The following is a 25,635-nucleotide window of genomic DNA, read 5'->3' as shown; positions in this document are numbered from 1 at the left end:
AGGAGCGCTATGGATATCACTGAACTGCTGGCGTTCAGCGCCAAACAAGGGGCGTCGGACCTGCACCTGTCTGCCGGGCTGCCGCCGATGATCCGTGTCGACGGCGATGTGCGGCGGATCAACCTGCCGGCGTTGGACCACAAGCAGGTCCATGAATTGATCTACGACATCATGAATGACCGGCAGCGAGTGGATTACGAAAAATTCCTGGAAACCGATTTTTCCTTCGACGTGCCGGGCGTGGCACGGTTTCGGGTCAATGCCTTCAATCAGAATCGTGGCGCGGGAGCGGTGTTCCGGACCATCCCTTCGAAAGTCCTGACCATGGAAGACCTGGGGATGGGCGAGGTGTTTCGCAAGATCACCGAGGCCCCACGCGGGCTCGTGCTGGTGACCGGGCCGACCGGTTCAGGCAAGTCCACCACCCTGGCGGCAATGATCGACTACCTCAACAGCCACAAGCACCATCACATCCTTACCATCGAGGACCCGATCGAGTTCGTCCATGAACCGCGCAAATGTTTGATCAACCAACGCGAGGTGCACCGTGACACCCAGGGGTTCTCGACGGCCCTGCGCTCGGCCCTGCGTGAAGATCCGGATGTGATCCTGGTGGGGGAGATGCGCGACCTGGAAACCATTCGCCTGGCGCTGACCGCCGCTGAAACCGGGCACTTGGTGTTTGGTACGTTGCACACCACATCGGCAGCCAAGACCATCGACCGGGTGGTGGACGTGTTCCCCGGTGACGAGAAGTCCATGGTTCGCTCGATGTTGTCGGAGTCGTTGCAGGCGGTGATTTCCCAGACGCTGGTCAAGAAGATCGGCGGCGGCCGGGTCGCGGCGCACGAAATCATGCTCGGCACCTCAGCCATCCGCAATCTCATCCGGGAAGACAAGATCGCGCAGATGTATTCGTCGATCCAGACCGGTGGCTCGCTGGGGATGCAGACGCTGGACATGTGCCTGAAGGAGCTGCTGAACAAGGGATTGATCAGCCGCGAGCACGCGCGGGAGCGGGCGCGTACGCCAGACAATTTCTAGAGGGGGCGCAAGGCAAGCCCTGTGGCGAGGGGATCAATCCCCTCGCCACAGGGGCCGGTGATCAGCGCTGAACCACGCGCATCGCACCCGGTTCTTTCGGCAGCACCCGCTTGGCAACCACGTAATGGGTGTTCCAATACGGCTTGTTCAGCGTGTCGATGGTCACCGATTTGCCACGGCGAGGGGCGTGGATGAAGCGGTCGTTGCCCAGGTAGATGGCCACATGGTTGACCCGGCGGCTCTTGAGCTTGAAGAAAATCAGGTCGCCGGGCTTCAAGTCCTTGCGCTCGACTTTCTCGCCGTGGCCGGCCGCCATTGCATTAGACGTGCGCGGCAGGTCGAACGTGGAGTCGTTGAAGGCGTATTTCACCAGGCCGCTGCAATCGAAACCTTTACTTGGGCTGCTGCCGCCCCAACGATAAGGTGTACCGAGGACATTCACGGCGCGGCTCAACACGTTGCTGGTGGTCTTGGTCGCCATGGGAGGCACCAACCGGCTGTGAGCCGTGCTCACGCGCTGGACGCCTTGCTTGTTCTTGCTCGACGGAGCAGAAACATGGGATTTCGGGGTGTAGCCATTAATGTTGGGAAGACGTTGCTCACGATTGGTGGCGTGGGCGGCCAGTGGCAATAATAGGCAAAGGGTCAGCCATGTCTTGAAAAATGGACGCATTAGGCAGGGCTCATAAAGGTTAGCGCGCAACTTTATAACAGCTTTTTTTCGCATTCCGAGGCCGTTTGTCGATCCGAAACCCAGCGTGTACCGCGCGCAATTGCGACAATTTGGCCCGATTGTCAGACACAAGCCCCGTTCTACGGGCGTTTCCCCGGCTCGGGTCGCCCAGTACCGCTTGTCGGCGAGACACAAAAAAGTCACAAAAAGTCCGAACAAATTTTTCTATCGAGGCAAAAGAGACCACTCATGAACAGCTATCAGCAGGAAGCAATCCGCGATACCCACAGCAAAGTCATTGGGTATCTGCTGTGGATTTTCGGATTTACCGGCGCTCACCGTTTTTACTACGGCAAGCCGGTCACCGGCACGATCTGGTTTTTCACCTTCGGCCTGCTGGGTATCGGCTGGTTGATCGACCTGTTCCTGATCCCGGCCATGGACCGCGAAGCGGACCTGCGATTCACCCCTGGGCCGATCGAGTACAGCGTGGCGTGGATCCTGCTCACGTTCCTCGGGGTACTTGGCGTACATCGGATGTATCAGGGCAAATGGTTCAGCGGGATTCTATATCTGCTGACCGGCGGGGTATTTTTCCTGGGCGTGCTGTATGACTTCTGGACGCTGAACGACCAGGTGTCGATTCGTAACGCGCAGAAGCGTGGGGCTTTTCACTAAGACAGGCAGATCGAGTCGCCTGCATTCGCGAGCAAGCCCGCTCCCACAGGGATCGTCGGTGAACACATGATTGTGAGCACCTCGGATCAAGTGTGGGAGCGGGCTTGCTCGCGAAGCAGGCGACGCAGATTTCAGGCCTGGTGGGTAATCCGCCCATCCATCAGCGTATAGCGCACCACACCCGGCAGGCTATGGCCGAGGAACGGGCAGTTGTCACCCTTGGAACGCCAAGCCTCACCGGCTAGGGTGGACGCGCCAGGATCGAACAGCACCAGGTCCGCCGCTGCGCCTACCGCGAGTTTCCCCGCCGGCAGCTGCAATGCCTGGGCCGGGCCGGCGCTCAGGCGGGCCAGCAAGGTCGGCAAATCCAGCAAACCGTCTTCCACCAGCGTCAGGGCCAGCGGCAGCAGCAGCTCGACGCTGCTGATACCCGGCTCGGTGGCGCCGAACGGTGCCAGCTTGGCGTCGCGCTCGTGGGGTTGGTGATGGCTGGAGATGGCCGAGATCACCCCGGATTTCACTGCCTCGCGCAAGCCATCGCGGTCGGCGCGGGTGCGCAGTGGTGGCTGGACGTGATAGACGCTGTTGAAATCGATCAGCGCTTCGTCGGTCAGGATCAGTTGGTACAGCGCCACGTCGGCGGTCACTGGCAAGCCACGGGCCTGGGCCTGGGCGATCAGCGCCGCGCCGCGGGCGCTGGTCAGTTGGCTGAAATGGGCGCGCACGCCGCTTTGTTCCACCAACAGCAGGTCCCGGGCCAGGGCCACGGTCTCGGCGGTTTCCGGAATGCCCGGCAAACCTAGGAAGCTTGCGGTCGGGCCTTCATGAGCGAGACCACCTTCGGCCAGATCATGGTCCTGGGAATTGAAGATTACCGTCAGGCCGAAGGTCGCCGCATATTCCAGGGCGCGGCACAGGGTACGTGTGTTGCGGAAACTGTTCAGGCCGTTGCCGAACGCCACGCAGCCGGCGTCGCGCAGGGCAATCAGCTCGGCCAGTTGCTCACCTTCGAGGCCTTTGCTCAGTGCGCCAATCGGGAAGACCTTGGTGTTGCCGGCCTCGCGGGCGCGGTCGAGGATCAGTTCGGCCACGGCCGAGGTGTCCAGCACCGGCTTGGTCTGCGGCGGGCAGCACAGGCTGGTCACGCCACCGGCGGCGGCGGCGCGGGTTTCGCTGACGATACTGCCTTTGCGGCTGTAGCCCGGCTCGCGCAGGGCTACGTTGAGGTCCACCAGACCGGGGGCTGCCACCAGGCCTTTCGCGTCGAGGATTTCGACCGCCGCGAAACCTGCCGGCGCGGCGCCAAGGGCGACGATCTTGCAGGCATCGATATGAATATCAGTCACTTGATCCAGGCCACTGGCTGGATCGATCACGCGTGCGCCGAGAATGCTGAGCTTCACTGGGCGTTCTCCTGGTCGAATTGGCGCTGGGCCGTTTGCCCGCTCATGGCCATGGACAGCACGGCCATGCGGATGGCGATGCCGTAGGTCACCTGGTTGAGAATCACCGAATGCGGCCCGTCAGCCACCGCCGACTCGATCTCCACGCCGCGGTTGATCGGCCCCGGGTGCATGACGATGGCATCCGGCTTGGCCCCGGCCAGGCGTGCCGTGGTCAGGCCGAACAGGCGATAGAACTCGCCTTCGCTGGGCAGCAGGCCACCGGTCATGCGCTCGCGTTGCAGGCGCAGCATGATCACCACATCCACATCCTTGAGGCCTTCGGTCATGTCGGTGTAGACCTTCACGCCGTATTGCTCGACGCCAATGGGCAGCAGGGTCTTCGGCGCGATCACGCGGATGTCCGGGCAACCGAGGGTCTTGAGGGCCAGCATGTTGGAGCGGGCCACTCGCGAGTGCAGGATGTCGCCAACGATGGCCACCGACAGGTTCTCGAAGCTGCCCTTGTGCCGACGGATGGTCAGCATGTCCAGCATGCCCTGGGTCGGGTGGGCGTGCCGGCCGTCGCCGCCGTTGATGATCGCCACTTGCGGGCACACGTGTTCGGCAATGAAGTGCGCAGCGCCGGAATCACCGTGGCGCACGACGAACATGTCGGCGGCCATGGCTTCGAGATTGCGCAAGGTGTCGAGCAGGGTTTCACCCTTGCTCGCCGAGGACGTGGACACGTTGAGGGTGATCACGTCCGCCGACAGGCGTTGGGCCGCCAGTTCGAAGGTGGTGCGGGTGCGGGTGGAGTTTTCGAAGAACACGTTACACACGGTCTTGCCGCGCAGCAACGGGACTTTCTTCACCGCCCGGGCACCGACTTCGAGGAACGAGTCGGCGGTGTCGAGGATTTCTGTCAGCAGCTCGCGGCGCAGGCCGTCGAGGGACAGGAAGTGCCGCAGCTGGCCCTGATCGTTGAGCTGCAGCGGGCGCTTGGTTTCGAGAGGCGTCATCGCGATGGACTCTTACAAGGGCAGTTAAAGGGCAAGGTCTTGCAGTTCGAGTTGCAGCGGCGACGGCCCGGAGAGCTTGACCCGCTCGTGGGCGGCCAGCGCCAGCGTCGCGCCGACCACGTTCGGGCGGATCGGCAGCTCGGCGGCGTCCAGGTCCAGCAGGCACACCAGCGTCACGCTGGCCGGGCGACCGTAGTCGAACAGTTCGTTCATGGCGGCGCGGATGGTCCGGCCGCTCATCAGCACGTCGTCGATCAGCACCAGGTGCTGGCCTTCGATCTCGAACGGCAGGGCCGAAGGACGCACCTGCGGATGCAGGCCGTTCTGGCTGAAGTCGTCGCGGTAGAAGGACACGTCCAGGGTGCCCAGCGGCGAATCGCTGCCCAGTTCATCGAGCAAGGCCTGGGCGACCCAGACGCCGCCGGTGCGAATGCCGATATAGCGCGGTTCGCTGATGCCGCGTTGTTCCAGGTGCGCCGTGAGACGGATCGCCATCTGGCTGATCAGTTCGGCAGGATTGGGCAGGCTCATGCTGGCTCCTTCAGGTTTCCGGGTCGGTGCTCGTGACTCGGTTTATCGCTAGAAGAAAGCGCCTTGGCGGCGCTTTCAAAAAAATCAGGTTTCGAACAGGGCGGTATTTGCATCAAGCCAGCCCTGCAGCAGCAGGGCGGCGGCGATGGCGTCCACCGGGTTGTCGCGGTAACTGCCTTTCTGCCCGCCGCGCACCAGGCGCTCGCCCTTGGCCTCGAAGGTGGTCAGGCGCTCGTCATGGGTATAGAAGGGCAGGTTGTAGCGGCCATTGAGTCGGCGGGCGAACTTTTCGGCGCGCAGGCACATGTCGCTGGGCGTGCCGTCCATGTTCAGCGGCAGGCCGACCACCACGGCGTCGGGTTTCCATTCCTTGATCAGCGCTTCGACCTGGTTCCAGTCCGGGACGCCATTCTGCGCCTTCAAGGTGCATAACTCGCGGGCCTGGCCGGTAATGACCTGACCGACCGCTACGCCGATCTGTTTGGTGCCGTAATCGAAGCCCAGCAGCAGGCGCAGGGCCATCAGGCGTGTCCCGCCTGGCTGGTGAGCAGGCTGAGGTTGACCCCCAGCCGACTGGCCGCCGCTTCAAGTCGCAGTTCGCTGCTGGTGTCGAACAGGATGTCGGCGTCGAACGGACAGGTCAGCCAGGCGTTGTCGGCCAGTTCGGCTTCCAGTTGCCCGGGTTCCCAGCCGGCATAGCCGAGGGCGATCAGGCTTTTTGCCGGGCCGACGCCGTCGGCGATGGCGAACAGCACGTCCTGGGAAGTGGACAGCGACAAGCCGTCCAGGTCTACAGTCGCTTGGTATTTGGGGCCCGACGGATGGAGCACGAAGCCGCGATCGGTCTGCACCGGGCCGCCGATGAAAATCGGCACGTGCTGGCACAGCAGTGGCGGTTCTACGTCGGGGCGCAACTGCTCAAGGATGTCCGCCAGGTTCAGTTCCTGCGGGCGGTTGACCACCAATCCCATGGCCCCATTGGCCGTGTGCTCGACGATATAGGTCAAGGTGTGGGCAAAGTTCGGATCGGCCATGTGCGGCATGGCTATCAGGAAGTGATGCTTGAGGTAGGTGGGGCTGACGTTTTTCATAAGCGCTAGTGTGGCGGCGCAGGGCCGAACTGACAAGCTGGGGATGTGCAGCAAATGCCTCGATCTGGAAGGTGACACCGCTCCCACAAGGGGGCTGCGGCGAGTCCAGGTTCCGTGTCCACCATCGATGTGGATCAGTTACTGGACAGCCGATCACCCCGGGCGAACTTCCACGTGCGGATGATTTCCAGCCGATCGATGTCCGACAGGTCCCCGGTAAACGGTGCGAACGGTGCCGCCAGGCGCACGATCCGCTGGGCCGCCTGGTCCAGCAATGGCTGCCCGGAAGATTCGAGCACCAGCACTTCATACAGCGAGCCGTCACGGTTGATCGAGACCATTAGCCGCAGATTGCCGTAGATCTGCTTGCGCCGGGCTTCTTCGGGGTAGTTCAGGTTGCCGATGCGCTCGACCTTCTTGCGCCATTCGTCCTTGTACCAAGCGCCCTTGTCGCGCATGGTCGAGGCGGCGCTCAGGCGGTGGATGCGTGGGCGCTTGGCGTACAGCTGCTGTTCGTGGGCCAGTTCGGCTTCCAGGCTGGCAATGTCGCTGGATAACTGCGCGCTGTCGAACGTCGGTTCCGGCGCCTTGGGCTTCGGATCGGGCTTGACCTCTTCCTTGACCGGGGCCTTTTTCGGTTTCGGTGCCACGGTGGTGACGGCAGCCTTGGGCGTCGTTTCCTGGACCTCGGGCTTGGCGGCGGGCGGCGGGGTCACCTTTTGCACTTTATTGTCTTGGAACGGCGCGATCTCGGTGGTCTTGGGAATCGCTTTCTCTTCCAGGGTGCCGCTGCCCTGCTGGTTTTCCTGGGCCAGGAAGTCCGCCTTCTGTGGCTTGGTTTCGCTCTTGAAGGTGGCCAGGGTGATTTCCAGGGTCTGGCTGATCTGCTTGGGTTCGACCGTGGCAAAGCCGACGCCCAGCAGCACCGCCAGATGGATCAGCGCGGCCAGGAACAGGGTGAAGCCGAGACGATCAGCCGGGCGCACACCACGATGGGCGAGCTCTTGGGGCAGATCGGACGGGAGTGTCATGACAAGGAAACCAACATCACGTTTTTTCAGGCCGGGCATGATAACGCAATGTGGGTTTCCTTCATCAGGATCTGGATCAACGTGCCTTGAGCTTCTGATCGATGGCATCCATCAGCATGCCGCCAATGTCGGTGCCGAAGGCATTGTCGATCTCGCGGATGCAGGTCGGGCTGGTGACGTTGATTTCCGTCAGGTGCTCGCCAATCACGTCCAGGCCGACAAACAACAAGCCTTTTTCCCGCAATGTCGGGCCGACCTGGGCGGCGATCCAGCGGTCCTTGTCGGTCAGCGGACGGGCTTCGCCGCGACCACCGGCCGCCAGGTTGCCACGGGTTTCGCCAGCAGCCGGGATGCGCGCCAGGCAGTAATCCACGGGCTCGCCGTCAATCATCAGGATGCGCTTGTCGCCGTCGACGATGGCTGGGAGGTAACCCTGGATCATGATCTGCTGCTGGCCATGCAAGGTCAGGGTTTCCAGGATCACCGACAGGTTCGGGTGGCCGGCGGTGTGACGGAAGATCGAAGAGCCGCCCATGCCGTCCAGAGGCTTGAGGATGACGTCGCCGTGATGGTCGGCAAATTCGCGCAACACGTCCGGGCGACGGCTGACGATGGTCGGCGGCGTGCACTGCGGGAACAGCGTGGCGAAGAGTTTTTCGTTGCAATCGCGCAGGCTCTGCGGCTTGTTGACCACCAGCACGCCCGCGCTTTCGGCCTGCTCCAGCAGATAGGTCGAATACACGAATTCCATGTCGAACGGCGGATCCTTGCGCATCAGGATCACGTCCAGGTCGCTCAGCAGCGCGTCGCTTTCCCGGCCTAGTTCGTACCATTTCTCGGGGTTGGCGAAGACTTCCAGCGGTTTCATCCGCGCCCTTGCCTGGCCTTCGGCCTGGTAGAGGTCGCGCTGTTCCATGTAGAACAGCTCCCAGCCGCGCTTTTGAGCGGCCAGCAGCATGGCCAGCGAGCTATCCTTTTTATAGGAAATGCTGGCGATTGGGTCCATGACAATGCCGACGCGTACGCTCATGGCTTGGTTCCTCGAAAATTGGATGGGCACGAAATGGCATGAAAAAGTGGCGTCAGAGTGGCGCCCCGAAGATTGCCGGTCAAGGAAAAACCGCCGTACCGAGCGGCTGATAGATCGTTGCTGGAGACTGTGCTAAAAAGGCTGCCATGCGACGCGCGGGCCTTGAACATCAAGGGTTTGCGCTGTCGATCAATCTTATGCGTTAAAAACCGGTTCGCAGTGGCAATGGCAGAGCATCTTACGCAGCAGCAACCCAGCGCCTTGAAAGTCATGGTCATCGACGACTCGAAGACCATTCGCCGCACCGCCGAAACCTTGCTGCGCAACGTCGGTTGCGAGGTGATAACGGCGATCGACGGCTTCGATGCCCTGGCCAAGATCGTCGATTATCATCCAGGCATTATCTTTGTCGACATCATGATGCCGCGCCTGGACGGTTACCAGACCTGCGCCCTGATCAAGAACAACAGCGCCTTCAAGGCGACACCGGTGATCATGCTGTCGTCCCGCGATGGCCTGTTCGACAAGGCCAAGGGGCGCATCGTCGGCTCCGATCAATTCCTGACCAAGCCTTTCAGCAAGGAAGAACTGCTGGGCGCGATACAGGCCCATGTCCCGGGCTTTGCCGCTGTCCAGTCGCACCAGGCACATTAATGACGCTCGGCCTCGGGCCCGAGGTCCAGAAGAATGGGGAACACCATGGCACGAGTTCTGATCGTCGATGATTCGCCGACTGAAATGTACAAGTTGACGGGCATGCTGGAAAAGCACGGCCACCAGGTCCTGAAGGCCGAGAATGGTGCCGATGGCGTGGCGCTGGCCCGCCAGGAAAAACCCGATGCGGTACTGATGGACATCGTCATGCCCGGCCTCAACGGTTTCCAGGCCACGCGCCAGCTGACTAAGGATCCTGAAACCGGGCACATTCCCGTGATCATCATCACCACCAAGGATCAGGATACCGATAAGGTCTGGGGGACGCGCCAGGGGGCGAAGGACTACCTGACCAAGCCGGTGGATGAAGAAACCCTGATCAAGACCTTGAATAACGTACTGGCAGGTTGAACGCACGGCCATGAGCCACTCCCTGACCGCATTCGAGCTGCTGCTCCAGATCGATCGACGCTGTCGGCTGCTGGGCGCGGAGCTGCCGTCCCAGCCCGCACATCGCGACAGTTGGAGCGGCATCGGTTTTCGCCTGGGCGAACACTGGTACGTGGCGCCGATGGGCGAGGTCAGCGAAGTGCTGCATGAGCCACGCCACACCTCATTGCCCGGCGTCAAGCCATGGGTACGCGGAGTGGCTAACCTGCGCGGGCGCTTGTTGCCGCTGATGGACCTGTGCGGTTTCTTCGGCCACGAACTGTCCAGCGTGCGCAAGCAGCGGCGGGTGCTGGTGGTGGATCATGACGAAGTCTTTGCCGGATTGCTGGTGGACGAAGTACTTGGCCTGCAGCATTTCCCAAAGGACAGCCTCGAAGCGATTCCCCCGGCCCCCCTGGAAGGCCCGGAATCGGCGTTCGTCCAGGGCCGTTTCGCCGGCGAGCGGCAATGGCAGGTGTTCAGCCCGTTTGCCCTGGCGCGGTCGCCGGGGTTCATGGATGTGGCGGTTTGAAAGAACGCAACGCAGGCCATTGTGGGAATGAGCCTGCTCGCGGAGGCGGTGGATCAGTTGCATCAATGCCGACTGATCCGACGCGATCGCGAGCAGGTTCGCTCCCGCTTGAAGGCTGCGGTGGCTGGTTTGGGGTTTCGAGCAGGACAGGCGAGTACCGATGATCAAAGCAAAAACAGGCAAGCCACTGGAAGCGTCGCGCAGTCGTTCACAGATCATCGTGCTGTTCGTCGCGCTGATTGTCTTCATCATGCTGCTGTTCGCCAACTTTGCGTACCTCAACACCCAATCTACCTATGACAAGCAGTACATCGGCCATGCTGGCGAGCTGCGGGTGTTGTCCCAGCGCATCGCCAAGAACGCCACCGAGGCGGCGGCCGGCAAGGCGGCTGCGTTCAAGCTGCTGAGTGATGCGCGCAACGACTTCGCCCAGCGCTGGGGCTACCTTAAACAGGGCGACCCCGTGACCGGTCTGCCACCGGCGCCTGCAACCCTGCGCCCGCAGATGCGTGCCGTGCAGTTGGACTGGGAGCGGCTGCTGAAGAACACCGATGCCATCCTCTCCAGCGAACAAACCGTCCTGTCGTTGCATCAGGTCGCGGCGACCCTGGCCGAAACCGTGCCACAGCTGCAGGTCGAGTACGAAAAAGTCGTCGAGATCCTCCTGCAACGTGGCGCACCGGCCGCCCAGGTCGCCATGGCCCAGCGCCAGTCGCTGCTGGCCGAGCGGATCCTCGGCGCGGTGAACACCGTATTGGCCGGGGACGAGAATGCCAGCCAGGCCGCCGATACCTTTGGCCGTGACGCTGCGCGTTTTGGCCAGGTGCTCAATGGCATGCTGCAAGGCGACCCGACCTTGAAGATCTCCCAGGTCCAGGATCGCGACGCCCGGGCGCGCCTGTCGGACATCAGCGAACTGTTCGAGTTTGTCTCCGGCTCGGTGGATGAAATCCTCGAAACTTCGCCGGAGCTGTTCAAGGTCCGTGAGTCGGCGGGCAATATCTTCAACCTGTCGCAAACCCTGCTCGATGAAGCCTCGCACCTGGCCACCGCGTTCGAAAACCTGGCGGGCGGGCGTTCCGTCAACACCATCGGCGGCTACGTATTGGGCCTGCTGGCGTTGATGTCGATCATCCTCATCGGCCTGGTCATGGTTCGCGAGACCAACCGCCAACTGAGGGAGACGGCGGAAAAGAACGAGCGCAACCAGAACGCGATCATGCGCTTGCTGGACGAAATCGAGGACCTGGCCGACGGTGACCTGACCGTCACAGCCTCGGTCACCGAGGATTTCACCGGGACCATCGCCGACTCCATCAACTATTCGGTGGACCAACTGCGTGATCTGGTGGCGACGATCAACCTCACCGCCGGCCAGGTCGCCGCAGCCGTGCAGGAAACCCAGGCCACGGCGATGCACCTGGCCCAGGCGTCCGAGCACCAGGCCCAGCAAATTTCCGAAGCATCGACTTCAATCAATGAAATGGCCCAGTCCATCGACCAGGTGTCGGCCAATGCCGCCGAGTCGTCGGCGGTGGCCGAGCGCTCCGTGGAAATCGCCAACAAGGGCAACGAGGTGGTGCACAACACCATTCATGGCATGGACAACATTCGCGAACAGATCCAGGACACCGCCAAACGCATCAAGCGCCTGGGCGAATCGTCCCAGGAAATTGGCGACATTGTCAGCCTGATCGACGACATCGCCGACCAGACCAACATCCTGGCGCTCAACGCCGCGATCCAGGCGTCCATGGCCGGCGATGCCGGGCGCGGCTTTGCAGTGGTGGCCGATGAAGTGCAGCGGTTGGCCGAGCGTTCTTCGGCAGCGACCCGGCAAATCGAGACGCTGGTGCGGGCGATCCAGGCCGACACCAACGAAGCGGTGATCTCCATGGAGCAGACCACCACCGAAGTGGTGCGCGGTGCCCGGCTGGCCCAGGATGCCGGCGTTGCCCTGGAAGAAATCGAAGGGGTTTCCAAGACCCTGGCTGCGCTTATCCAGAGCATTTCCAACGCGGCGCAGCAACAGACCACCTCGGCAGGGCAGATTTCCCTGACCATGAACGTGATCCAGCAGATCACCTCGCAGACCTCCTCCGGCTCTACCGCCACCGCCGAGAGCATCGGCAACCTGGCGAAAATGGCCAGCCAGCTGCGTCGTTCGGTGTCGGGGTTTACCTTGCCGCCAGCAACTGTGGCGGATGGGGATAAGGGCTGATGCGCTCTGCGGCATATGACTGTTGATTTGGAGTGGTTATGGGTGATCGGCACGACTACGTGGCCCTGGAATGGGTCAAGGGCGAGATTGCCGAAACGCTGAAGCAGGCTCATCTGGCACTCAATCGCCCGGAGGACGACCCGCAGGCGTCGGATGCCCTTGCCCAATGCCTGGCCTGTATCCATCAGGTCCATGGTGGCCTGCAGATGGTCGAGTTCTATGGCGCGGCGTTGCTCGCCGAAGAAATGGAGCAACTGTGCATCGCGCTGCAGGACAACCGTATTGCCCACCGCGACGAGGCCATCAGCCTGTTGCGCCAGGCCCTGGGCCAATTGCCGGTCTATCTTGAGCGTGTGCAAGGTGCCCGTCGCGACCTGCCGTTGGTGGTGCTGCCGTTGATAAACGACTTGCGCAGTGCCCGGGGCGAAAGCCTGTTGTCGGAGACCAGCCTGTTCAGTCCGCAGCTGCCGGATGTCGCGCCACTCAACGATGACGCCTTGAAGCGGCTCGAACCGGCCGACTTGCCAGGCACCCTGCGCAAGCTGCGCCAAACCTTGCAAGTCGCCTTGGTGGGGTTGCTTCGTGAACAGGACGACGCCACTCACCTTGGCTACCTGGCGAAGGTCTTCCACCGTTTGGAGACGCTGTGCGCCGGGGCGCCGCTCAATGCGTTGTGGCAGGTCGCTTCGGCGTTGGTCGAGGGCATGCGCGAGGGGCGTATCGCCAACAGCCCGGCGCTGCGCAGTCTGTTCAAGGACGCCGACAAGGAACTCAAGCGCCTGCTGGTGCAAGGCATGCCAGGCGTCAATCAACCGGCCCCGTCACACTTGGTCAAGAGCCTGTTGTTCTATATTGCCAAGGCCGAACATCCCAGCGGGCAGATGCAGATCATGAAAGAACGCTACTCACTGGACGACGCGCTGCCCGACAGCGCGATGGTCGACGAAGAACGCGCGCGCCTGGCCGGGCCCGACCGCGATGCCATGCGCTCGGTGCTGGCCGCGCTCTGCGAGGAACTGGTGCGGGTCAAGGAGCGCCTGGACCTGTTCGTGCGCAGCGATCGACAGCACGTCACCGAGCTCGACAGCCTGCTGGCGCCTTTGCGACAGATCGCCGACACCTTGGCGGTGTTGGGTTTCGGCCAGCCGCGCAAAGTGATCATCGACCAACTGGCCGTGGTGCTGAGCCTCGCCCAGGGCCAGCGTGAGCCGGATGATGCAACGCTGATGGACGTCGCCGGGGCCTTGCTCTACGTCGAGGCGACCCTGGCCGGCATGGTCGGCACCGTCGAACCCGAAAGCCGCGAAGACAACCGCCTGCCGACCACCGACCTGACCCAGATCCACCAGATCGTCATCAAGGAAGCCCACACTTGCCTGCAACAGGCCAAGGACATGATCGTCGACTACATCGACGCGGACTGGAACAGCGAGCAACTCCAGCCTTTACCGGCGCTGCTGACCCAGGTGCGCGGTGCGCTGGCGATGATTCCGTTGACCCGTGCCGCCAGCCTCGTGGAGGCGTGCCACGGTTTCATCCACGAGCATCTGTTGCTCGAACATGCCCGGCCGGGCTGGGAAGAGCTGGATCATCTGGCCGATGTGATCACCGGCCTGGAATATTACCTGGAGCGCTTGAGCGAGGACCCGCTCAAGCCTGCCGAGAGCCTGCTCGATGGGGTCGAACGCAGCCTGGGCGCCCTCGGGTATTTCCCCGACGAAGCCCGCGTGCCATTGCTCGACGATGTGCTCAGCCCCAATGAAGCGCAGGTCATGCAGGACCTGCAGGAGCTGGACGATCCGCAGACCGTGCAATCCTTGGCCGAAGTCCTGGCCAGCCCGGTCTCGGCGGTCAACCCGCCAGCGAGGAACATGCCCGCCAGCCTGCTACCGCCCCCGGCGGATGAAACCCCGGTGGACGATGAGCTGCGCGAAGTGTTCCTCGAGGAGACCGCCGAAGTACTGGATGTGCTGAATGAATACCTGCCGCGCTGGGCTGCCTATCCCGACGACCACGGCGCGCTGACGGAACTGCGCCGGGCCTTCCACACCCTCAAGGGCAGCGGCCGGATGGTGCGGGCGTTGATCCTGGGGGAGTTGGCCTGGGCGGTGGAAAACCTGCTCAATCGGGTGCTGGAGCGTAGTGTGGAACCGGGCGCGTCAGTCCTTCGGTTAATTGAAGAAACCGTGCAATTGCTGCCGGCGCTGATCACCGAATTCGCCGATCATCGCCAATCCCAGCGTGACGACGTCGATCGCCTGGCCGCTCGCGCCCATGCCCTCGCCAAGGGCCGCGAAGAAGAGGATGACGACGAGCAGGACGTGACTGCCCTCGATCCGCTGCTCTTGAAGATTTTCGACAACGAAGCCCAGGGTCATCTCGCCACGCTCGATCGCTTCCTTGATCACGCCGCCGAACAACTGCCGCTGCAGGCCAGCGACGAACTGCAACGGGCGTTGCACACCCTCAAGGGCAGCGCATCGATGGCCGGTGTGCAGCCCATCGCCGAACTCGCCGGGGCGTTGGACGAACTGGCCCGGGAATACAAGGCTCATCTGCTGGCATTGGACCTGGATGAGATTGAACTGCTGCTGGAGGGCGAGGGGTTGCTGCGACGCGGCCTGCGCCAGTTACACAGCCAACCGCAGGCACCGATTGCCGGTGCCGAGGACTTGATCCAGCGGGCCCGGTCGCTGTTGGTCGAGCGCTTGCAGGCAGTGGCTGGCGCGGCGGATCAAGGCGCGCGGACCAAGCGTGATCCGCAGTTGATCAATAACTTCCTCGCCCAAGGCATGGACATCCTGCTGGACGCGGAAAACCTGTTGCAACGTTGGCAGCAACACCCCGCCGAAGGCCAGGAATTGAGTGCCTTGCTCGACGAGCTGACCACCCTGGGCGAAGGTGCGCACCTGGCTGACCTGCACCCGGTGGACGAGCTCTGCGAAGCGCTGCTGGACCTTTACGGTGCGGTCGAGGAAAGCAGCCTGGCGGTCAGCGACGCCTTTTTCCAGGAGGCTCAGCGCGCCCACGAAGCGTTGATCGACATGCTCGACGAGTTGGCGGCCGGCCAGCATGTGCATTCGCGGCCCGAGCGGGTGCAGGCCCTTCGCAAACTGCTCGAGGACAGCCTCGACCCAGCCGCTACGGGGCTGATCCGCAGCGACGGCAGCCGCACCCTGAGCATCCGCGAGCTGAGCCAGGCGACCGCCGAAATGGAACACGGCGCAACCACCGATACCTCGGTCGACGATGACATCGCTTCGATCTTTCTCGAAGAGGCGCAGGACATCCTGGAAAGCGCCGCCCAGGCCTTGCAGCGCTGGCTCGCCGATCCGGACAACGGCGCGCCGCTGTCATCGCTGCAGCGTGATTTGCATACGCTCAAGGGTGGCGCGCGCATGGCGGGCATCCGACCGGTCAGTGACTTGGCCCAAGAGTTGGAAAACCTTTATGAGGGGCTGGTGGACCGCCGCTACAGCTACAGCGAGGAACTGGCGCAACTGCTCGAAAGCAGCCACGAACGCCTGGATCTGTTGCTCGGGCAACTGCAACAAGGCCAGCCATTGGGTGATCCCGTTGCGCTGATCGACGCCATTCACCGGTTCCGCCAGGACCGGCCGAATGCCATCGAGACACCGACTGCGACGGGCGATGCCTCGGGGCACGATCCCGAGTTGCTGGAGATCTTTCTCGAGGAAGGTTTCGACATCCTCGACAGCTCCGGCGCTGCGTTGCTGCGCTGGCAGGAAGACCCGGCCAATCGCCAGGCCGTGGAGACCTTGCTGAGAGATCTGCACACCCTCAAGGGCGGCGCGCGGATGGTGGAAATTTCCCCCATCGGCGATCTCGCCCATGAGCTCGAGAATCTTTATGAAGGCCTGTCGGCGGGCCTGCTGCAACCGAGCCCCGAGCTATTTGTCCTGCTGCAAAGCAGTCACGACCGACTGGCGCAGATGCTCGATGCGGTCCGCGCCGGTCAGCCGTGCCCGCCGGGCGATCGATTGATTGCGCGGATCCAGGCGGTGAGCCATCCGCAGGAGCGCGACGCGCCTGAACCTGTTGCAGCACCGGAGCCAGCTTCGGTCCAGGCGCCGGCGTCTCTGCCGGCGCGACCCGAGCCCTCCGTGTCGGGCGACGGCGCGGACACGGTCAAGGTCTCCGCCGAATTGCTCGACGACCTGGTCAACCTCGCCGGCGAAACGTCGATCTTCCGGGGCCGTATCGAACAACAGGTCAATGACGCGCGCATTGCCCTGGGCGAGATGGAAACCACCATCGAGCGCATGCGCGACCAACTACGCCGCCTCGACACCGAAACCCAGGGGCGGATTCTCAGTCGCCAGCAAGTGGAGGCCGAGCGGCTGGGCTACGAAGAGTTCGATCCCCTGGAGATGGACCGCCACTCCCAACTGCAGCAATTGTCCCGGGCGCTGTTCGAGTCCGCCTCGGACTTGCTCGACCTCAAGGAAACCCTCGACCGCAGCAACCACGATGCGGAAAACCTGCTGCAGCAACAGGGACGTATCAATACCGAACTCCAGGAAGGCCTGATGCGTACGCGCATGGTGCCGTTCGAACGCATGCTGCCGCGGCTCAAGCGCATCGTCCGGCAAGTCGCCCAAGAGCTGGGCAAGGATGTGGAGTTCGTGGTCGGCAATGCCGAGGGCGAGATGGATCGCAACGTGCTCGAACGCATGGCCGCGCCTCTGGAACACATGCTGCGCAACGCCGTGGACCACGGCCTGGAGGCTGCCGATGTGCGTATCGCCGCCGGAAAACCGGCCAAGGGGCGGATCAGCCTCGACTTGTCCCGCGAGGGAGGCGACATCATCTTCGACATCCGCGACGACGGCGCCGGGGTGCCGCTGGACGCGGTTCGGCGCAAGGCGATCAAGCGTGGCTTGCTGACACCCGACAGCGACATCAGCGACCGTGACGTACTGCAATTCATTCTCCAGCCAGGCTTTTCCACGGCTGAGAAGATCACTCAGATTTCCGGGCGCGGCGTCGGCATGGACGTGGTCCACGAAGAGGTGCGGCAGTTGGGGGGCAGCATGTCCATCGACTCGACGCCGGGGCAGGGCGTGCACTTCCGCATTCGCCTGCCGTTCACGGTGTCGGTCAACCGCGCGCTGATGGTCCAGTGCCATGAAGACCAGTATGCGATTCCATTGAACACCATCGAGAGCATCGTCCGGGTATTGCCCGCCGAACTGGACGGCTATTACCAGCTCGATCCGCCGACCTACACCTACGCCGGGCAACGCTACGAGCTGTGTTACCTGGGCGAGCTGCTGAAAACCGGCACCCGGCCGAAGTTGCTGGGGCAGAGCCAGCCTTTGCCAGTGCTGCTGGTGCAGTGCAACGAACGGCATGTCGCGGTGCAAGTCGACGCCACCACCGGCACTCGCGAGATCGTGGTCAAGAGCCTTGGCCCGCAGTTCTCGGCGGTGCAAGGCCTGTCCGGGGCGACGATCCTGGGGGACGGCCGGGTGGTGTTGATTCTCGACCTGCTCGCACCGATCCGCGCCTTGCCCCACCAGGTCCCGCGCCGCCAGGTGTCGACTGAAGGCGAGGGCGAACCGCAACGGCCATTGCTGGTGCTGGTGGTGGACGACTCGGTAACGGTGCGCAAGGTCACCAGTCGTTTGCTGGAGCGTCATGGCATGCACGTCCTCACCGCCAAGGACGGCGTGGATGCCATCGCCTTGTTGACCGAACACACGCCGGACCTGATGCTGCTGGACATCGAAATGCCGCGCATGGATGGCTTCGAAGTGGCGACCCACGTGCGCAACGACCCGCGCCTGGCGCACCTGCCGATCATCATGATCACCTCCCGCACCGGCCAGAAACACCGCGACCGCGCCATGGCCATCGGCGTCAACGACTACCTGGGCAAGCCGTACCAGGAATCGGTGCTGCTCGACAGCATCGCGTACTGGAGCAAAAAACATGGATGAATTTCGCGCCAGCCATCTCACGGGGCTGTTGCTGCCCTTGGCCGACCGGCATTTGATTCTGCCCAACGTGGCGGTGGCGGAGCTGATCGACTACCAGAGCAGCGCCTTCGATCTGGACACCCCGCCGTGGTTCCTGGGCTGGGTGAGCTGGCGCGAGCGGCAGATTCCGCTGTTGAGCTTCGAGTCGGCCTGCGGCCAGAAAACCGTGATGGGCGAGCGCGTACGCATCGTCGTGCTCAACGCCCTGGGCGGCCGGCCGGAGCTGCGCTTCATTGCCCTGCTGGTGCAAGGCATCCCCCGTTCCTGCAAGCTCGATAGCCAGTTGAGCTACGTCGATGTGCCGCTGTGCGGGCTGGAGCAGGCGGCGGTGCAGGTGGGGGAGCACGTGGCGAAAGTGCCGGATCTGTTGGCGTTGGAGGAGTTGGTGATGGCGGCGGGGTTGACTTAGCAACTCATGGACTAAAACGAGTTCAGACGGGTTGATCGTACCTGAGTCGGTACGATCAACTAAATCAAGAAAAGATGTTCAGTAAAGTTTTCAGCGCAAACTGATTAAACGAAGGAACTCAATTGAACGGTGATGAACGTTCCGAATCGTAATATTATCAATATCAATTTTTCGGTGGCGATCGTCGGGCCTCGAGCCTAGTGTGCCGATCCAAAGAACCGGTGAAGGGCCGAACCAGCGTGCTGGCTTCACCACCACCTTTATCCATTGGTTAATTTCAGTTTCATTGTCTATCCAAGCGACAATCTCCTCAAAATGGACATTTCCAGGGCACATAGCGATGGTTATTTCGCCCGCTTCGCCCGCTTGGCGTTCCTGGATACGGTAGTGAAATATTATGTCGTAGTACTTATTTCGCTCTTCAACTGATAAATCAAACGTTTTCATAAGAGAAGGTTGGATCATTGGCCATGCCTGGGAAGAAACTTCCAGATTACCTCTCCAAAAGTAATTTCCTTTCTCGAGTTCGATTGTCCCATCGGGTAAGTCAGGGCCGTTCTCCCACCCGTTCCGCTGTCCATTTTTGAAATCGGTGACGTCTTCATAGAAGGGCATGCTGTTCTCCTAAGCGGCGTTTTTGAGCAGGGATCGGAACAATATCGAGTTGCCGCAATCGAGATTGGGCGCTGAAAAAAACTGTTCGCCTACTGTCAAGGTTGACAGGTCGACGTCTCTATCGGACCAGGGGACCCAAAGCCCAGCATAAACAATTACTCCCACCGTAACGATCCGCCATCGGGCGTGATTGATGCCCTCGCCGCAACACGCCTAAGGTAACCCCCACGACAGCGAACCCGTGGAGTGGTCATGACAACAACAATATCCCCCGACTCGCGCTGGACGCGGCGGCGCAGCGAAAAGCAGCGGCGGCTCGGGCTGGTGAAGGGGCTGGCCGATGGTGTGGTGTTGCCCACCGACAAGATCGTCGCGGCGCTGGAGGCGTTGATCCTGCCCGGCGACCGTGTGGTTCTGGAGGGCAATAACCAGAAACAGGCGGATTTCCTTTCGCGCTCCTTGGCCAAGGCCGACCCGGGCAAGCTGCATGACTTGCACATGATCATGCCCAGCGTTGGTCGTTCCGAGCACCTGGACCTGTTCGAACGTGGCATCGCCCGCAAGCTCGATTTTTCCTTTGCCGGCACCCAGAGCCTGCGCATCAGCCAGTTGCTCGAAGACGGTCTGCTGGAAATCGGCGCGATCCATACCTACATCGAACTCTATGCCCGGCTGGTGGTGGACCTGATCCCCAACGTCGTGCTCTCGGCCGGTTTCATGGCCGACCGTGCCGGCAATATCTACACCGGCCCCAGCACCGAAGACACGCCGGCGCTGATCGAGCCGGCGGCCTTCAGCGACGGCATCGTCATCGTCCAGGTCAACCAGTTGGTGGACGACGTCAGCGACCTGCCCCGCGTGGACATTCCGGCGTCCTGGGTCGATTTCGTGGTGGTGGCCGACAAGCCGTTCTACATCGAGCCGCTGTTCACCCGCGACCCGCGCCACATCAAGCCTGTGCACGTGCTGATGGCGATGATGGCGATCCGCGGAATCTACGAAAAGCACAACGTTCAATCCCTCAATCACGGCATCGGTTTCAACACCGCCGCCATCGAATTGATCCTGCCCACCTACGGCGAATCCCTCGGCCTGAAGGGCAAGATCTGCCGTAACTGGACCCTCAATCCGCACCCGACCTTGATCCCCGCCATCGAAAGCGGCTGGGTCGAAAGTGTGCATTGCTTTGGCACCGAGCTCGGCATGGAAAACTACATCGCCGCCCGGCCGGATGTGTTCTTTACCGGCCACGACGGCTCGCTGCGCTCCAACCGCATGGTCTGCCAACTGGCCGGGCAGTACGCGGTGGACCTGTTCATCGGCGCCACCCTGCAAGTGGACGGCGACGGTCATTCCTCCACCGTGACCCGTGGCCGACTCGCGGGCTTCGGTGGTGCACCGAACATGGGCCACGACCCGCGCGGTCGTCGTCACGGCACGCCGGCCTGGCTCGACATGCGCCACGGCGATGGCGAGGCGCCGTTGCTCGAACGCGGCAAGAAGCTCGTGGTGCAGATGGTCGAGACATTCCAGGAGGGCGGCAAACCGACCTTCGTCGACACCCTCGACGCCGTGGAGGTGGCGAAGAAAGCCGGCATGCTCCTGGCGCCGATCATGATCTACGGCGACGACGTCACCCATTTGCTGACCGAAGAAGGCATCGCCTACCTGTACAAGGCCCGCTCGCTGGAAGAGCGCCAGGCAATGATCGCCGCCGTGGCCGGGGTCACTGCCATCGGCTTGCGCCACGACCCGAAGGAAACCGCGCGCATGCGCCGCGAAGGGCTGATCGCCTTGCCGGAAGACCTTGGTATCCGCCGCACCGACGCCACCCGCGAGTTGCTCGCGGCCAAGAGCGTGGCCGATCTGGTGGAGTGGTCCGGTGGCCTCTACAACCCGCCCGCCAAGTTCAGGAGCTGGTAAATGCGCGCCCTAAATCTGCAACCCACGCCGATACCTCTCGCTGAGCGCCTGGCCGACCTGGCGGTGGATGCGTTGATCGACGAGGCCGACCTCTCGCCCAAACCGGCGCTGGTGGACCGGCGCGGCAGCGGCGCCCATACCGATTTGCACCTGGGCCTGATGCACGCTTCGGCGTTGTCGCTGTGGCCGGCCTTCAAGGAAATGGCCGAGGCCGCCCTCGACTGTGGCGAGATCGGCCTGCCGCTGCGCGAAGCCCTCGGCCGCATCGGTCGTGAAGGCGAAGCCGCCATGCTGGTGACCACGGGTGGCGTGAACACCCACCGTGGCGCGATCTGGGCCTTGGGCTTGCTCGTCGCTGCGGCGGCGCTGGAACCTGAAGCCAACGCCGCGGGCGCCGTCACTCTACGCGCTGCTCGCCTGGCCCTGCTCAACGACCGCCATGCACCGCAGCCCCTGAGTCATGGCGCCCAGGTCGCCCAACGCTACGGCGTGCGCGGTGCCCGTGAAGAAGCGCAACTGGCGTTCCCGGCGGTGACCGGCCTGGGCCTGCCGCAACTCAAGCGCAGTCGGGCGGCGGGTGCGGGCGAACAGAACGCCCGGCTCGATGCCTTGCTGGCGATCATGACCAACCTGGCCGACACCTGCGTGCTCTACCGCGCGGGCGAAGCCGGTTTGCAGGCCATGCAGCACGGCGCCAGAGCGGTGCTCGACGCCGGTGGCAGCGCGAGCCTCGGCGGTCGCCGCCAGTTGCATGCGCTGGATCAACAATTGATTGCCTTGAACGCCTCGCCCGGCGGCGCTGCCGACTTGCTCGCCGCCTGCCTGTTCCTCGATCGCATCGAACGCGGCGATGGCCTCTTCCCTGGAGTGTGCTGATGGAAACCTTATCCTTTGAATTTCCTGCCGGGCAGCCGCCACGGGGCCGGGCGCTGGTGGGCTGCGTCGGCTCGGGCGACCTGGAAGTGCTGATCGAACCCGGCCTGGCGGGCAAATTGACCATCCAGGTGCAGACCTCGGTCAACGGCAGCGAACAACGCTGGCAGCATTTGTTCACCCGCATGTTCGACGGCCAGACGCCCCCGGCGATGAGTATCGACATCCATGATTTCGGCGCCACCCCCGGCGTGGTGCGTCTGCGCCTGGAACAAGGTTTCGAGGAGATCGGCCATGACTGACAGCGCAGCGCTGCTCAACAAGCACAGCTTCGTCGAACTTGGTGCCCGGCAACGGGCCAAGGCCTTGCTCGACGACGGAACGTTCCGCGAATTGCTTGACCCGTTCCAGCGGGTCATGTCGCCGTGGCTGTTGCGCCAGGGCGTGGTGCCACAGAGCGATGACGGCGTGGTGATCGCCAAGGGCAACCTCGACGGATTGCCGGTTGTCGTGGCTGCCATCGAAGGCGCGTTCCAGGGCGGAAGCCTCGGTGAAGTCGGCGGGGCAAAAATCGCCGGAGCATTGGAGCTGGCCGCCGAGGACAACCGCAAAGGGATTCCGACCCGCGCTGTGTTGCTGCTGGAAACCGGCGGCGTGCGGTTGCAGGAGGCCAACCTCGGCCTCGCGGCGATTGCCGAGATTCACTCGGCGATTGTCGATTTGCGTCAGTACCAGCCGGTGGTTGGTGTAGTCGCCGGTAGCGTCGGATGTTTTGGTGGCATGTCCATCGCCGCCGGGTTGTGCAGTTACCTGCTGGTGACCCAGGAAGCGCGGCTGGGCCTGAACGGTCCGCAAGTGATCGAGCAGGAAGCCGGCCTCGACGAATACGACTCCCGCGACCGGCCATTCATCTGGAGCCTGACCGGTGGCGCGCAGCGCTACGCGACCGGGCTGGTGGACCGCTACGTCGCCGATGACGTCGAGCAGATCCGCCGACAAGTCGGCGAACTGTTGCATCTAGGTGTGCCCAACGAACACCGCAGCGGCCAGGCCGAACTGTTCCTGCAACGCCTGGCTCGCTTGGACACTGACGTGCAAATCGAACCGGCAGCGGTTCGCCAGCTGTATCAGGGAGAACGCCCATGACTTCGTACTCATTGAGAGGCCTGCGCTGGTTCGAGGCCCTGAGCGGCGGCGCCGAACCTTTGGCCGGTCTGCCTGCTTCGCTGAAAGCTGCTGACGTCCAACTGGGCGACCAAACCGCGCGCCTGCTCGCCGTGGTGGCTGATCCCGTCAACCGTTTCCCTCGGGCGCGCAACGGCGAAGTCGGCTTGCTCGAAGGCTGGGGCCTGGCCAAGGCTGTTGACGATGCCATCGAAGCCGACCGCAATGCGCCGCGCAAACGTGCGCTGATCGCCATCGTCGATGTGCCCAGCCAGGCCTATGGCCGGCGCGAAGAAGCCTTGGGCATTCATCAGGCCTTGGCCGGCGCGGCGGACAGTTATGCCCGCGCCCGATTGGCCGGGCATCCGGTGATTGGTTTGCTGGTGGGCAAGGCCATGTCCGGTGCGTTCCTGGCCCACGGCTACCAGGCCAACCGCTTGATCGCCCTGCGCGACCCGGGTGTGATGGTCCACGCCATGGGCAAGGCCTCGGCGGCGCGGGTCACCCTGCGCAGCGTCGAAGAGCTTGAAGCCCTGGCCGCCAGCGTGCCGCCGATGGCCTATGACATCGACAGCTACGCCAGCCTCGGTTTGCTCTGGGAAACCTTGTCGGTGGAACAGATCGAGCAACCGACGGTGGCGGATCTGGGCCGGGTGATTGATTGCCTGCAACAAGCGATCAACGAGGCGGCCGGTGCGCCTCGGGATCTCAGCGGACGTTTGGGGGCCGCCAATCGCGCAGCTTCCAGCCATGTTCGCCAATTGCTGAGGGCGCAGTGGTGAGCACGTTCCTGGCCCATGACCTGCTCTGGGGGATGACTGCCTTGCAGTTGCCTGCGGATGCGCCGGGCTGGGCTGTCGAGTCCCTCGACCTCGGGCAACCGGTGGTGGTGCGTCGTGCGCTGGCCTCGCCTGGTCACATCGCGGTGGGCTTGCGTGGTCGATCCCGGGAGCAGCGTTACGCCTCGTCGATGCCAGTAGCTGCGATCCAGCGCCGGGTGCGCCCGGAAGACCTTTGCCATGTCGAATCCCGTCGCGACCTGCCGGCCTTGCACGCGCTGGCCCGGCTGCGGCCGCTGCTCGATGCCAGCGGTTGGGCCTGGGGCATCGGCGGCAGCGCCGGGTTCGAGCTTGCCACCGGCATCGAGGCGTTGCATGAACGCAGTGACCTGGATTTGATCCTGCGCACGCCGCGTCGTCTGAATCGTCTCCAGGCCAAGGAACTGCTGGCGCTGCTGGATGCCTCGGTCTGCGCCGTGGACATGCAGTTGCAAACCCCTTGCGGCGCCGTCGCCTTGCGCGAGTGGGCGGGTTCGTCGCGGCGGGTCTTGCTCAAGAACGAAATCCAGGCCCGCCTGGTGAGCGATCCTTGGCAATCTTCAATGGAGCAGGTCGCGTGAGCAGCCTCTTCGTCTTTCCCGGCCAGGGTGCGCAGCGCGTGGGCATGCTCCATGGATTGGCGCCGCAGATCCTGGAAGAGGCGAGTGATCTGCTTGGCGAGGATGTCTTGCTGTTGGACTCTGCCCAAGCGTTGCAATCGACCCGCGCCGTGCAGCTGTGCCTGCTGATTGCCGGCGTGGCGGCGGCCCGTCGGTTGCTGGAGCAGGCTCCCGCACCGGATTACGTGGCGGGGTTGTCCATCGGCGCTTATCCAGCGGCAGTCGTGGCCGGGGCGCTGGATTTTGCGGATGCGCTGCGACTGGTGAGCTTGCGCGGCGAATTGATGCAGCAGGCGTATCCACATGGCTATGGCATGACCGCCATCATCGGCCTGGACCTCGCCGCCGTGGAAGCCTTGCTCGCCCAGGTGCACCGTGAAACAACGCCGGTCTACCTGGCCAATATCAATGCCGATAACCAGGTGGTTATTGCCGGCAGCGACGAAGCCATGAGCCTCGTTGCTGGAATGGCGCGTCGCCAGGGCGCGGGCAAGGCCTGTCGGTTGGCGGTCAGCGTGCCATCCCATTGCCCGTTGCTGGAGGCTCCGGCGCGGACGCTGTCCGAGGCATTCGCCAACGTGTCGTTGAAGGCGCCATCCCTGGGCTATCTCAGCGGCAGCCGCGCCCGGCCGGTGCTCAAGACCGAAGCCTTGCGCGACGACCTGGCTTTCAACATGTGCCGGGTCGTCGATTGGCGCGGCACGGTGCAGAGCGCCTACGAACGAGGCGTGCGGCTGCAAATCGAACTACCACCCGGCGCGGTGCTGACCGGGCTGGCGCGCCGGGTGTTCGAGCAGGGCACCGTCATGGCGTTTGACGGCGCGCGGCTCGACACCCTGCAAGCGCTGTTGCATGAGGAGGGACACCGCCAACCCTAGACACCGACTCAAGCT

At 63.1% G+C, this 25,635-nt stretch carries 24 protein-coding genes; 15 read left to right on the top strand and 9 right to left on the bottom strand.

Going from position 1 to position 25,635, the window contains the following annotated elements:
- Positions 1-9 precede the first annotated feature (9 nt).
- Positions 10-1,044 carry a type IV pilus twitching motility protein PilT gene (locus JZ00_RS07150; protein ID WP_039590486.1) on the top strand — a complete coding sequence of 345 codons (1,035 nt, stop codon included), beginning with the start codon at positions 10-12 and terminating at the stop codon, positions 1,042-1,044.
- Positions 1,045-1,105: 61 nt separating this feature from the next.
- Here the strand turns inward: JZ00_RS07150 and JZ00_RS07145 are convergent, their stop codons facing one another.
- A complete protein-coding gene (locus JZ00_RS07145) occupies positions 1,106-1,717 on the bottom strand; it encodes a C40 family peptidase (protein ID WP_039590490.1) in 612 nt (203 codons plus the stop codon).
- A gap of 249 nt (positions 1,718-1,966) precedes the next feature.
- On the opposite strand from JZ00_RS07145, the gene JZ00_RS07140 reads away from it, so the two are divergent.
- Complete coding sequence (locus tag JZ00_RS07140) at positions 1,967-2,395, top strand: NINE protein (RefSeq protein WP_039590492.1); 429 nt, start codon at positions 1,967-1,969, stop codon at positions 2,393-2,395.
- 131 nt (positions 2,396-2,526) lie between these two features.
- Here JZ00_RS07140 and JZ00_RS07135 read toward each other — a convergent pair whose 3' ends face one another.
- From JZ00_RS07135 to gshB, 7 genes are all read right to left on the bottom strand, one after another.
- Entirely contained in the window at positions 2,527-3,798 is a 1,272-nt protein-coding gene (locus tag JZ00_RS07135; RefSeq protein ID WP_039590494.1) for a dihydroorotase, read from the bottom strand.
- The gene (locus JZ00_RS07130; RefSeq protein WP_003177495.1) at positions 3,795-4,799 is read right to left on the bottom strand and encodes an aspartate carbamoyltransferase catalytic subunit; all 1,005 of its coding nucleotides are present in this window, start codon (positions 4,797-4,799) and stop codon (positions 3,795-3,797) included. Before JZ00_RS07130 ends, JZ00_RS07135 begins: the two co-directional genes overlap by 4 nt.
- Positions 4,800-4,823: 24 nt before the next feature.
- Positions 4,824-5,330, bottom strand: coding sequence for a bifunctional pyr operon transcriptional regulator/uracil phosphoribosyltransferase PyrR (gene pyrR / locus JZ00_RS07125; RefSeq protein WP_039590496.1), 507 nt, complete (start codon positions 5,328-5,330; stop codon positions 4,824-4,826).
- Between the two features lie 84 nt (positions 5,331-5,414).
- Positions 5,415-5,852, bottom strand: coding sequence for a Holliday junction resolvase RuvX (gene ruvX / locus JZ00_RS07120; protein WP_039590497.1), 438 nt, complete (start codon positions 5,850-5,852; stop codon positions 5,415-5,417).
- Positions 5,852-6,421 carry a YqgE/AlgH family protein gene (locus JZ00_RS07115; RefSeq protein WP_039590499.1) on the bottom strand — a complete coding sequence of 190 codons (570 nt, stop codon included), beginning with the start codon at positions 6,419-6,421 and terminating at the stop codon, positions 5,852-5,854. The genes ruvX and JZ00_RS07115 overlap by 1 nt, the downstream gene beginning before the upstream one ends.
- A gap of 134 nt (positions 6,422-6,555) precedes the next feature.
- Positions 6,556-7,452, bottom strand: a complete 897-nt coding sequence (locus JZ00_RS07110) for an energy transducer TonB (protein WP_039590864.1) — start codon at positions 7,450-7,452, stop codon at positions 6,556-6,558.
- 76 nt (positions 7,453-7,528) lie between these two features.
- Positions 7,529-8,482, bottom strand: a complete 954-nt coding sequence (gene gshB, locus JZ00_RS07105) for a glutathione synthase (protein WP_039590500.1) — start codon at positions 8,480-8,482, stop codon at positions 7,529-7,531.
- Between the two features lie 225 nt (positions 8,483-8,707).
- Here gshB and pilG point away from each other — a divergent pair, with 225 nt between their 5' ends.
- The 6 genes from pilG to JZ00_RS07075 all read left to right on the top strand — a co-directional run bounded on the left by pilG (position 8,708) and on the right by JZ00_RS07075 (position 18,729).
- Entirely contained in the window at positions 8,708-9,136 is a 429-nt protein-coding gene (pilG, locus tag JZ00_RS07100; protein ID WP_039590502.1) for a twitching motility response regulator PilG, read from the top strand.
- A 45-nt stretch (positions 9,137-9,181) separates the two neighbouring features.
- On the top strand, positions 9,182-9,547 hold the full coding sequence (gene pilH / locus JZ00_RS07095; protein ID WP_039590866.1) for a twitching motility response regulator PilH: 366 nt from the start codon (positions 9,182-9,184) through the stop codon (positions 9,545-9,547).
- A gap of 10 nt (positions 9,548-9,557) precedes the next feature.
- Complete coding sequence (locus tag JZ00_RS07090) at positions 9,558-10,097, top strand: chemotaxis protein CheW (RefSeq protein ID WP_039590503.1); 540 nt, start codon at positions 9,558-9,560, stop codon at positions 10,095-10,097.
- 160 nt (positions 10,098-10,257) lie between these two features.
- Entirely contained in the window at positions 10,258-12,318 is a 2,061-nt protein-coding gene (locus tag JZ00_RS07085; RefSeq protein WP_039590505.1) for a methyl-accepting chemotaxis protein, read from the top strand.
- A 38-nt stretch (positions 12,319-12,356) separates the two neighbouring features.
- Positions 12,357-18,281, top strand: a complete 5,925-nt coding sequence (locus JZ00_RS07080; protein WP_039590507.1) for an Hpt domain-containing protein — start codon at positions 12,357-12,359, stop codon at positions 18,279-18,281.
- Entirely contained in the window at positions 18,274-18,729 is a 456-nt protein-coding gene (locus JZ00_RS07075) for a chemotaxis protein CheW (protein ID WP_039590509.1), read from the top strand. Before JZ00_RS07080 ends, JZ00_RS07075 begins: the two co-directional genes overlap by 8 nt.
- 90 nt (positions 18,730-18,819) lie before the next feature.
- On the opposite strand, the gene JZ00_RS07070 is transcribed toward JZ00_RS07075, so the two are convergent.
- Positions 18,820-19,344 (bottom strand): hypothetical protein, encoded by a 525-nt coding sequence (locus tag JZ00_RS07070; RefSeq protein WP_039590512.1) that lies wholly within the window; start codon positions 19,342-19,344, stop codon positions 18,820-18,822.
- 252 nt (positions 19,345-19,596) lie between these two features.
- Between JZ00_RS07070 and mdcA the strand changes: the two genes are divergently transcribed.
- Genes mdcA through mdcH form a run of 7 tightly spaced genes read left to right on the top strand, consistent with a single transcriptional unit; the run spans position 19,597 to position 25,620 of the window.
- The gene (gene mdcA / locus JZ00_RS07065) at positions 19,597-21,267 is read left to right on the top strand and encodes a malonate decarboxylase subunit alpha (RefSeq protein WP_039590514.1); all 1,671 of its coding nucleotides are present in this window, start codon (positions 19,597-19,599) and stop codon (positions 21,265-21,267) included.
- On the top strand, positions 21,268-22,143 hold the full coding sequence (locus JZ00_RS07060; RefSeq protein ID WP_039590515.1) for a triphosphoribosyl-dephospho-CoA synthase: 876 nt from the start codon (positions 21,268-21,270) through the stop codon (positions 22,141-22,143).
- The gene (locus tag JZ00_RS07055; protein WP_039590517.1) at positions 22,143-22,442 is read left to right on the top strand and encodes a malonate decarboxylase subunit delta; all 300 of its coding nucleotides are present in this window, start codon (positions 22,143-22,145) and stop codon (positions 22,440-22,442) included. The genes JZ00_RS07060 and JZ00_RS07055 overlap by 1 nt, the downstream gene beginning before the upstream one ends.
- A complete protein-coding gene (locus JZ00_RS07050; RefSeq protein WP_039590519.1) occupies positions 22,435-23,286 on the top strand; it encodes a biotin-independent malonate decarboxylase subunit beta in 852 nt (283 codons plus the stop codon). Before JZ00_RS07055 ends, JZ00_RS07050 begins: the two co-directional genes overlap by 8 nt.
- Complete coding sequence (gene mdcE, locus JZ00_RS07045) at positions 23,283-24,086, top strand: biotin-independent malonate decarboxylase subunit gamma (RefSeq protein WP_039590520.1); 804 nt, start codon at positions 23,283-23,285, stop codon at positions 24,084-24,086. Before JZ00_RS07050 ends, mdcE begins: the two co-directional genes overlap by 4 nt.
- Positions 24,083-24,703 (top strand): malonate decarboxylase holo-ACP synthase, encoded by a 621-nt coding sequence (locus JZ00_RS07040; RefSeq protein WP_039590869.1) that lies wholly within the window; start codon positions 24,083-24,085, stop codon positions 24,701-24,703. The genes mdcE and JZ00_RS07040 overlap by 4 nt, the downstream gene beginning before the upstream one ends.
- Positions 24,700-25,620, top strand: coding sequence for a malonate decarboxylase subunit epsilon (gene mdcH / locus JZ00_RS07035; protein WP_039590521.1), 921 nt, complete (start codon positions 24,700-24,702; stop codon positions 25,618-25,620). The genes JZ00_RS07040 and mdcH overlap by 4 nt, the downstream gene beginning before the upstream one ends.
- Positions 25,621-25,635 lie beyond the last annotated feature (15 nt).

Source organism: Pseudomonas frederiksbergensis (assembly GCF_000802155.2).
Lineage (GTDB): Bacteria > Pseudomonadota > Gammaproteobacteria > Pseudomonadales > Pseudomonadaceae > Aquipseudomonas > Aquipseudomonas frederiksbergensis_A.
The sequence above is the reverse complement of the archived record's forward strand: the minus strand, read 5'-3'. Positions and strand labels throughout refer to the sequence as shown.

Coding starts and splice junctions, on each gene's coding strand:
- JZ00_RS07150 (WP_039590486.1), top strand. CDS start 10: ATGGATATCACTGAACTGCTGGCGTTCAGCGCCAAACAAGGGGCGTCG.
- JZ00_RS07145 (WP_039590490.1), bottom strand. CDS start 1,717: ATGCGTCCATTTTTCAAGACATGGCTGACCCTTTGCCTATTATTGCCA.
- JZ00_RS07140 (WP_039590492.1), top strand. CDS start 1,967: ATGAACAGCTATCAGCAGGAAGCAATCCGCGATACCCACAGCAAAGTC.
- JZ00_RS07130 (WP_003177495.1), bottom strand. CDS start 4,799: ATGACGCCTCTCGAAACCAAGCGCCCGCTGCAGCTCAACGATCAGGGC.
- pyrR (WP_039590496.1), bottom strand. CDS start 5,330: ATGAGCCTGCCCAATCCTGCCGAACTGATCAGCCAGATGGCGATCCGT.
- ruvX (WP_039590497.1), bottom strand. CDS start 5,852: ATGGCCCTGCGCCTGCTGCTGGGCTTCGATTACGGCACCAAACAGATC.
- JZ00_RS07115 (WP_039590499.1), bottom strand. CDS start 6,421: ATGAAAAACGTCAGCCCCACCTACCTCAAGCATCACTTCCTGATAGCC.
- JZ00_RS07110 (WP_039590864.1), bottom strand. CDS start 7,452: ATGACACTCCCGTCCGATCTGCCCCAAGAGCTCGCCCATCGTGGTGTG.
- gshB (WP_039590500.1), bottom strand. CDS start 8,482: ATGAGCGTACGCGTCGGCATTGTCATGGACCCAATCGCCAGCATTTCC.
- pilG (WP_039590502.1), top strand. CDS start 8,708: ATGGCAGAGCATCTTACGCAGCAGCAACCCAGCGCCTTGAAAGTCATG.
- pilH (WP_039590866.1), top strand. CDS start 9,182: ATGGCACGAGTTCTGATCGTCGATGATTCGCCGACTGAAATGTACAAG.
- JZ00_RS07090 (WP_039590503.1), top strand. CDS start 9,558: ATGAGCCACTCCCTGACCGCATTCGAGCTGCTGCTCCAGATCGATCGA.
- JZ00_RS07085 (WP_039590505.1), top strand. CDS start 10,258: ATGATCAAAGCAAAAACAGGCAAGCCACTGGAAGCGTCGCGCAGTCGT.
- JZ00_RS07080 (WP_039590507.1), top strand. CDS start 12,357: ATGGGTGATCGGCACGACTACGTGGCCCTGGAATGGGTCAAGGGCGAG.
- JZ00_RS07075 (WP_039590509.1), top strand. CDS start 18,274: ATGGATGAATTTCGCGCCAGCCATCTCACGGGGCTGTTGCTGCCCTTG.
- JZ00_RS07070 (WP_039590512.1), bottom strand. CDS start 19,344: ATGCCCTTCTATGAAGACGTCACCGATTTCAAAAATGGACAGCGGAAC.
- mdcA (WP_039590514.1), top strand. CDS start 19,597: ATGACAACAACAATATCCCCCGACTCGCGCTGGACGCGGCGGCGCAGC.
- JZ00_RS07060 (WP_039590515.1), top strand. CDS start 21,268: ATGCGCGCCCTAAATCTGCAACCCACGCCGATACCTCTCGCTGAGCGC.
- JZ00_RS07055 (WP_039590517.1), top strand. CDS start 22,143: ATGGAAACCTTATCCTTTGAATTTCCTGCCGGGCAGCCGCCACGGGGC.
- JZ00_RS07050 (WP_039590519.1), top strand. CDS start 22,435: ATGACTGACAGCGCAGCGCTGCTCAACAAGCACAGCTTCGTCGAACTT.
- mdcE (WP_039590520.1), top strand. CDS start 23,283: ATGACTTCGTACTCATTGAGAGGCCTGCGCTGGTTCGAGGCCCTGAGC.